The 7695-nt window shown below is 48.9% G+C and carries 8 protein-coding genes; 2 read left to right on the plus strand and 6 right to left on the minus strand.

The features are described from left to right. The 3 genes from ACR6Z4_RS31785 to ACR6Z4_RS31795 all read right to left on the minus strand — a co-directional run. The coding region (locus tag ACR6Z4_RS31785; RefSeq protein WP_479721330.1) for an anhydro-N-acetylmuramic acid kinase at positions 1–331 on the minus strand (331 nt) is incomplete at its 3' end. A 14-nt stretch (positions 332–345) separates the two neighbouring features. Beyond that, a complete protein-coding gene (locus ACR6Z4_RS31790; protein ID WP_479721331.1) occupies positions 346–1047 on the minus strand; it encodes a potassium channel family protein in 702 nt (233 codons plus the stop codon). Between the two features lie 250 nt (positions 1048–1297). Beyond that, positions 1298–2632 (minus strand): TrkH family potassium uptake protein, encoded by a 1335-nt coding sequence (locus ACR6Z4_RS31795; protein ID WP_479721332.1) that lies wholly within the window; start codon positions 2630–2632, stop codon positions 1298–1300. A gap of 86 nt (positions 2633–2718) precedes the next feature. Between ACR6Z4_RS31795 and ACR6Z4_RS31800 the strand changes: the two genes are divergently transcribed. Together ACR6Z4_RS31800 and recJ are read left to right on the plus strand one after the other, a co-directional pair. Beyond that, positions 2719–3570: a methyltransferase domain-containing protein gene (locus ACR6Z4_RS31800; protein ID WP_479721333.1), complete on the plus strand. Its 852-nt coding sequence runs from the start codon at positions 2719–2721 to the stop codon at positions 3568–3570. 327 nt (positions 3571–3897) lie between these two features. Continuing rightward, entirely contained in the window at positions 3898–5988 is a 2091-nt protein-coding gene (recJ, locus tag ACR6Z4_RS31805) for a single-stranded-DNA-specific exonuclease RecJ (RefSeq protein ID WP_479721334.1), read from the plus strand. A 121-nt stretch (positions 5989–6109) separates the two neighbouring features. On the opposite strand, the gene ACR6Z4_RS31810 is transcribed toward recJ, so the two are convergent. The 3 genes from ACR6Z4_RS31810 to ACR6Z4_RS31820 all read right to left on the minus strand — a co-directional run. Beyond that, on the minus strand, positions 6110–6520 hold the full coding sequence (locus tag ACR6Z4_RS31810) for a type II toxin-antitoxin system VapC family toxin (RefSeq protein WP_479721335.1): 411 nt from the start codon (positions 6518–6520) through the stop codon (positions 6110–6112). After that, entirely contained in the window at positions 6517–6825 is a 309-nt protein-coding gene (locus tag ACR6Z4_RS31815) for a hypothetical protein (protein ID WP_479721336.1), read from the minus strand. Before ACR6Z4_RS31815 ends, ACR6Z4_RS31810 begins: the two co-directional genes overlap by 4 nt. A gap of 66 nt (positions 6826–6891) precedes the next feature. Then, the coding region (locus ACR6Z4_RS31820; protein WP_479721337.1) for a tetratricopeptide repeat protein at positions 6892–7695 on the minus strand (804 nt) is incomplete at its 5' end.

Here is a 7695-nt window from a genome sequence, read left to right on the forward strand (position 1 = left end):
CTGCTTGACTTTTAACGTCTGGGGGGGGACGGTGGTAGACGGTTTGTCCGTGGGAGCCAATTAACTCTGCGGTGGGGTGGTTGGCTTGAATGGCGATCGCAGCCTGGGCAAAGTGGGTGGCGATCGCATCATCTAGGTCTGCCAGGTCTGCCATGCTGAGGGCGGTTCCGGCACAGACGGCTAGAATTTGCGATCGCAGTTCGTCTGGGTAGGGATATGTGGCTCCTGCGAGGAGTTCGACGTGAAGGTCGTGCGTGGTTCCAGAAATTTCTACCAAAGCGGCATCAATGCCATCGACAGAGGTACCGCTAATTAAGCCAATGACATTCATGCGCGACCTAGTACTTATACCGGCAGTTGATCAATTCCTTTATTTGAGCCAATTACAACCATCATCCAACCGCGCTGAAGGCGTAATACGGGGCTGGGGTTAATTTCAAATTTGCCATCTTTACAAACGGCGAGTAAGTTTAACCCATAGCGTTTACGCAGATCCAGTTCCATGATGGTTTTGCCATCAAATTCTTCGGGTACGTCCGCTTCGATGATGCTGTGGTCGGGGTCGAGTTCAAACCGATCGAGAATACCAGGACGGGTAAGCGATCGCGCTAGGACACAACCCATTTCATGTTCAGGAAACACGACGTGATCGGCTCCGACCTTTTTCAATAACTTGCAGTGAATTTCAGACGAGGCTTTAGCGACCACATAGGGAACTTTGAATTCTTTGACGTTCAGTGTGGTAACCACGCTTTCTTGCACATAGTTACCAATGGCAATAATAACGGTATCAAAATCAGCGATGCCGACTTCTCTTAACGCGATCGGGTCAGTAGAGTCGAGTTGCACCGCATGAGATGCCAATTGCTCAGACAAAACATTATTGACTCGGCGTTCATCAGAGTCGATACCCAACACTTCGTAGCCTAAGTGGTGCAGGGTTGAACAGACGGCTTTACCAAAACGTCCTAAACCAATGACTGCAAACTGTCTTCTGTTTTTATCGATGCGGAGATTCTTAAAGAAGCTTAAAGAAGATAAATTCACCGATGTGCTCCAGGGTCAGGCTTCTTGGTGTGCCGCAGAGGCGAGGCACTTGCTAGCAAATAGTCCTTCTGCATTCTCCCGCACGGAGGCATCATTTCCTACCGTAGGTTCAGCCACATTCATGCATCGGATCACAAATTAATTAAAACCCAGACGTTTATTTTTGGAAGCGCGGCTCCGCCGCGCTTCCAAAAATAAATCTTCGGTTTTATTAAATCCACGATCCATAGGGTGGGCAAGATAGGGTCGGTTATCCTACCAGTAAGTTTTCTTCCGGGTAGTGGATGGAACTGGGGCGGGGATCGCCCAAAATTGCCCCCATCAGAAGCAAAACGCCGACTCGACCGATATACATAGTTGCAACCAGCACCAGTTTAGAAAATGTAGAGAGCCCAGCCGTAATTCCTGTTGATAAACCAACAGTACCAAACCCTGAGACAACTTCAAAAATGACTCGAATAAAGTCTACAGTTGGGTCGGCAAAGGCAATCAGAATCGTCATAATCACAACGGTTAATAACGAACCCACCGCCACTGCCACCGATTTCAAAATTAAGGAGATGGGAATCTGCCGTTCGTAAATATGGACATCTTCCTTACCCTGAAGAATCGCCTGGGTGCAACTGGTAAGCACTCGAACCGTACTGGTTTTAATGCCGCCAGCCGTACCACCAGGGCTACCGCCAATAAACATGAGCGCAACGGTAATAAATAGGGCAGCTGTGCCCATTTTGCCATTGTCGATGGTGTTAAATCCGGCAGTTCGAGCGGTGACGGATTGAAACCATGCCGCCATTAACTGTGTCCCTAGGGGCATTGATGCCAGGGTATCGGGGTTTCTCAACTCGGTAAAGAAAATGGCGATCGTCCCACCGAACAGCAACACCAGAGTGGTGCTAATGGCAACCTTAAAGTTTAATGATAAAACAATTCGTTCTTGACTACCGGAGAGAATATCTCGCAGCAATAAGTAGGCTTCGAAGATGACTTCATAGCCTATCCCCCCCAAAATAATTAATCCGGGGATCACCAGATTTACGACTAACGACGATTGATACCCAACCAGATTGTCAGAAAACAGGCTAAAGCCTGCATTATTCCAGGCACTAATGCTATGGAAGATGGCTAACCACAACCCGTAGGCAAACCCGTGTTGAGGCACAAAGGCAATGAGCAACAAAAACACACCTGTTAGCTCAAAAATTAGCGTGGCACTAATGATGGAACGAATCATATCCGTTACACCCTGCATCCCTTGACGATCCAGGGCTTGTTGCAATGCCATCTTGTCTCGTAGCCCAAACCGTCGTCCCAAAACCAGCAACAAAAACGTGGTTGCAGTCATATACCCCAATCCACCAATCTGAACCAGGGCAACGATTACAACATGCCCAAAATCAGAAAAATAGGTGGCGGTATCCACCACAATATGACCTGTGACGCATACCGCAGACGTTGCGGTAAAGAGTGCCACAACGGGATCATTCCAGCTACCGTCAGCCGTTGAAAACGGTAAGAGCAGAAGCAGGGCACCGATCGTAATAACGGTAATAAATCCCAGGCAAATGGTTCTAGAAACTGTCATGGGGAGGGTGCAAAAATTGGCACCGGATCACTTTGCTATAGAAACTCTAGACTATATGTGCCTCTATTAGAGAGTTTTTCTGCACGATGACATCAACTCTACAACAACGAATTCAGCAATTTTATGATGCCTCTTCGGGTCTGTGGGAGCAGGTTTGGGGAGAGCATATGCATCATGGATACTATGGTGCTGATGGCACCGAACCAAAAGAACGACGACAGGCACAGATCGACTTAATTGAGGAATTGTTGCGATGGGCAGACGTTAAAGAGATCCAGCAGGTGCTGGATGTGGGCTGTGGGATTGGCGGTAGTACGCTTTATCTGGCAGAAAAGTTTAAGGCGATCGCTGTCGGGATCACGCTCAGTCCGGTTCAGGCAGACCGGGCAACCGCTAGAGCCAGCGAGGCTGGGTTAGCGCCATCTGTCAAATTTCAGGTTGCCGATGCTCTGGCGATGCCCTTTGCCGATCAAACCTTCGATTTCGTCTGGTCGTTGGAAAGTGGCGAACATATGCCCGACAAAACCCAGTTTCTTCAAGAATGCTATCGGGTTCTCAAACCAGGGGGCACGTTTTTGATGGCAACCTGGTGTCATCGTCCGATCGCACCTCCTGAAAAGCCACTGACCGCTGACGAACAAAAACATTTAGACGATATCTATCGGGTTTATTGTCTGCCTCATGTGATCTCGTTGCCAGACTATGAGGCGATCGCCCGGTCACTCAATTTTCAGAACATTCGCACCGCAGATTGGTCAACCGCTGTTGCCCCTTTTTGGGATGTCGTGATTGATTCTGCCTTTACCCCGACTGCCGTTTGGGGATTGCTCACATCCGGATGGAGCACGATTCAAGCTGCCTTATCGTTGGGCTTAATGCGTCGAGGCTATCAACGGGGATTGATTCGCTTTGCCTTACTGTGTGCTAAGAGAGTTTAGCTGTACTATTCTAAGGATCGTGGATTAAATCAAATCGACTATCGAATCGTTTGTAGGGGCGAACGGCCGTTCGCCCCTACAACAAATCATCGATTGAATTGTTTGTAGGGGCGAACAGCCGTTCGCCCCTACAGAAAATCATCGACGTTATTTAATTTTCATTCCTAAGGATCACAAATTAAATAACCTGTAATTCTTTTTGAGAGAGCGACGGCGGAGCCGTCGCTCTCTCAAAAAGAATTGGGTTTTATTAAATCCACGATCCTTAGGAATCAGAAGATTTCTAGCAGACAAACGCTCTGTTCATTACGCTGACAACATACAACTGTGACTCTCGATCGCCCGCCGATTTCTCGATCGCCTGCAAAATCTTTGCGCTCCACCCGATTGCCGCGACAACGGTGGCAGATTGCGACTGCTGAGGTTGAGCCACTGAAAATCCTGGCGGATGCTACCCAGTTATCGCCCTTATTGGCGCAGGTGTTGCTCAATCGCGGTATCGATACGCCAGACCGAGCTAATTTTTTTCTGGATCCCGAACAGCAAATTTTGCCGTTGCCCAGTCATGAGTTTCCCGATTTGGACTTGGCAGTGGATTTGTTGGAAGAGGCGATCGCCAAACATTATTCGATTGCCATCTGCGGCGACTATGATGCCGATGGTATGACCAGCACAGCTTTGTTGTTGCGAGCGTTGCGGTTTTTGGGTGCGACGGTCAACTATGCCATTCCCAGCCGCATGCATGAAGGCTATGGCATTAATCAACGGATCGTTGAAGAGTTTGCTCAGGAAGGGGTGCGTCTCATTCTCACGGTAGACAATGGCATTGCTGCCTACGCCCCGATCGCCAGAGCCAGAGAGCTGGGCTTGACCGTCATTGTCACCGACCACCACGATATTCCACCCGACTTGCCCCCCGCCAATGCCATCCTCAATCCCAAGCTAATTCACGAAGCCTCTCCCTATCGAGGCGTGGCAGGAGTTGGTGTGGCTTACATTCTGGCAATTTGTCTGGCACAGCGGTTGCGCCATATTCAAGACTTGACCAAACCGTTAATTGAGCTATTTACCTTAGGCACGATCGCCGATCTGGCTCCCCTGACAGGAGTAAATCGACGGTGGGTGAGACGGGGCTTGAGACTCTTACCCGAATCCAAAATTCCAGGCATCCAAGCCCTGATTCAGGTGGCTGGCTTAAGTCACGAGCGCCAACTGAAGCCCGAGGCAATTGGGTTTCGGCTGGGGCCCCGGATTAATGCCATCGGGCGAATTTCTGATCCCCAAATTGTCATCGAATTGCTGACCACTGAAGATGAAGGACGCGCCTTAGAACTGGCGATGCAGTGCGAAGCGGTGAATAAGTTGCGGCAGGAACTCTGTAGCGAGATCGAGGCAGCCGCGATTAATTGGTGCGAAGCCAGCGACTTAGATCTTATGCGCGATCGCATTTTGGTTATCGTTCAACCCAACTGGCATCATGGTGTCATTGGCATTGTCGCGTCCCGTTTGGTCGAACGCTACGGCGTTCCTGTATTTATTGGTACCTACGAAGAACATGACCCGACTCGGATTCGCGGATCGGCACGCAGTATTCCTGAATTTAATGTGTTTGATGCTTTGCAGTTTTGTAGCCACCTGCTCGATAAATTTGGCGGACATCGAGCCGCCGGAGGGTTTTCCTTAGCCGCCGAGAATTTAGGGGCATTGCGATCGCACCTGAGTTTGTTTGCCAATCAATGCTTGCAACCGCAGCACCTCAAACCCCTGATTACGATTGATGCGCAAGCTGATCTATCCGAGCTAACCCTGGATCTCTACACCCAGATCGATCGCCTTCATCCGTGCGGCATCGACAACCCTGACCCGATTTTTTGGACACCCAATGTTCAGGTGATCGACCAGAAAACGATGGGTCAACATCAAGCCCATCTGAAACTAACCCTGTCACAACCGGGCGATCGCCCGGTGCAGATCAAAGCATTGGCATGGCGTTGGGGAGAATATTGCCCGATGCCGAAGCGGGTTGATGTGGCATACCGTTTGCGGCTAAATGAATGGAATGGCGATCGCACAGTGGAATTAGAACTGGTTGGCGTTCGGTTGCCTGATGACGCGATAGAACCCGTTGAACAAAATATTGCCCCTGAACCCGCCCCCATCGAGTTTTATTTTAATCAGCGTAAATATACCTGTAGTCTCTATCCCGTTGGTGCCGAGCATGAATTGAGAATTCACAACTCAGAGGGAATGATGCTATCGGTCGATCCGCAACAGCAGTGGGGCTGGTTGGGTAAATCGTTAGCAGACGCTAAAGCAGTGGATTTGTCGCAACCCCATTACGTCAAGCTGATTCGGGCTGCCCAGGTTGCCCTTGATAATGCGCTGGCAGATAGCAGCACCCAAACGCCAATGTTTTGAAAACATCATCAGGTCAAGCAAAGACCCTAACATCTCCAGGATGCCGGAGATCTCAACCCTAGTCAGCGACTAATGCCTGAAATCGTGAACAAATGCTCTCAAAAATCAATATCCATTTGGCTTACTTGAATAGAAGTATGAAGCCTTCCTGAGCAAAATGCTGATCGTGAGTTAAGACTTCTGTAATATCTAGCTTTCGCATCGTATTCATGGAAATGCAGTCGGTCAAGCTATATCCTTTATCCAAACGGCTACGGTAAAGGGTCAAACCAGCCAGAAAAGATTCATGAGTTTGTTCGATAACTTGAATCATAGTGTTATTCAAAATGTTATCTACAAACGTAACTGTGCGTCGTCGCATTTGGGCACCTGCTTCTGAATAAAAAGCTAAAACCTCAGTCAACACTTCATCGGTTGTGATGATTTGAACTTGACCTAAAGAATGGTTCACATTGAGAACGCGACCATACCAATCATCAGCAGGATTGATCAGGGCAACCCAATAAAAGGTGTCTGCAAATAGTCGTTTCATGACGTTCGCTTAGGAATGCCATAGATATAGTGATCATGCTGTTCTGCCCCATCTGTTGGGAGTTGCTGGATTTCTGCCTCAGTCATATCACTTGTAATGTCCTGAGCGATCTGCCAGATGGGTTGGTTGGTTTTAATCTGAGTTGGATTGTCTTGCGTGTTGAGGTAATGACTCAGAATTGGTTTAAGTGCATCTACAAGGCTTTCGACCGACTCTCCTTGCACCTGACTGCCTGCGATTTCAGGGCTATAAGCAGAATAACCTGCCGCTGTTTTTTCAACTTGAATACTAATTTTGGCATTCATGGTTGTGACCTCTCCCGATTAACAAATTTCTCCTAAATTTCCGGCATCTCCAAGATGCCGGAAATCTCAATCCTGATCGTCAACTAACGCCCGAAATCGCGGATCGTCTCGAATGCCATCGAAATCGGCATCCGTCTTTGCCATCTCTCGATCCTCAGGATGAAGCTGAATTGCCTGATGCAAGGTTTCAATTGCCTCTTCTAGCTTGCCACACAATGCATAGCAACACGCTTTGTTGTACCAGGCTGAGGAATAGTCTGGTTTAATGGCAATCGCTCGGTCATAGCTATCAATGGCTTCTAAATGTCGCCCTAAGTCAGACAGGGCAATCCCCCGGTTGTACCAGGCGTCGTGGTAGTCTGGTTTAATGGCGATCGCTCGGTCATAGCTATCAATGGCTTCTTGGTGTCGCCCTAAGTCAGACAGGGCAAGCCCCCGGTTGTTCCAAGCAGTATGGTCGTCTGGTTTAATGGCGATCGCTCGGTCATAGCTATCAATGGCTTCTTGTTTTCGCCCTATGGCAGACAGGGCATTCCCCCGGTTATTCCATGCGTAGTAGTAGTCTGGTTTAATGGCGATTGCTCGGTCATAGCTATCAATGGCTTCGTGTTTTCGCCCTATGGCAGACAAGGCATTCCCCCGGTTGTTCCAGGCATCGTAGTAGTCTGGTTTAATGGCGATCGCTCGGTCATAGCTATCAATGGCTTCTTCGTAACGCCCTAAGTCATACAGGGCAATCCCCCGGTTGTTCCAAGCTGCGTGGTAGTCTGGTTTAATGGCGATCGCTCGGTCATAGCTGGCGATCGCGGCTTCGGGTTCACCTCCATGGCTAAATAACAATGCTTGTTCAAAGAAGAGATTAGCTTTTTC

It is taken from the genome of Calyptranema fuscum S582 (assembly GCF_055793305.1).